Here is a 455-nt window from a genome sequence, read left to right on the forward strand (position 1 = left end):
CATGTAACTGGTAAGCTGGGTAAAATACCCCAAATCAACTCCAAAGGCGTTCGGTCCATAAAATCTATTGCAAGAGGTCCCCATACCGCCATTAATACCAGCCATTCCTAAAAGAAAGTCAGTAAACCATGGATATGTAGCGTTTCCGTCCATTGACGTTATTGATCCAATATTCGTGCGTAAAATGCGGGTTACTGCAAATACGTTAGAACCTCTTAAATCGAAGACTCCAGTCTTGTACTTTTCTTCATCATCCCCTACATAAAAAACATGAAAACCTTTGTTAAGTCCATCAAAATGGTATTCACCGTATAATTCTAGGGCACGCTGGATACAATCGTAAATTTGATCGGGTGTTAACTCAACATTAATAATTGGACCCCCTAAACGTCTTAAAATGACATCTTTGAGTTCCTTTGGATTCTGACAATTATATCCTGACATTTAAAAATCCT

The 455-nt window shown here is 38.2% G+C and carries 1 protein-coding gene; it reads right to left on the bottom strand.

Features of this window, described 5'->3' with window-relative positions; all coding sequences use genetic code 11:
• The coding region (locus tag Y887_RS19965; RefSeq protein ID WP_046965691.1) for a neck protein at window positions 1-444 on the bottom strand (444 nt) is incomplete at its 3' end.
• Window positions 445-455 lie beyond the last annotated feature (11 nt).

The organism is Xanthomonas pisi DSM 18956 (genome assembly GCF_001010415.1).
In the GTDB taxonomy this organism is placed as follows: domain Bacteria; phylum Pseudomonadota; class Gammaproteobacteria; order Xanthomonadales; family Xanthomonadaceae; genus Xanthomonas; species Xanthomonas pisi.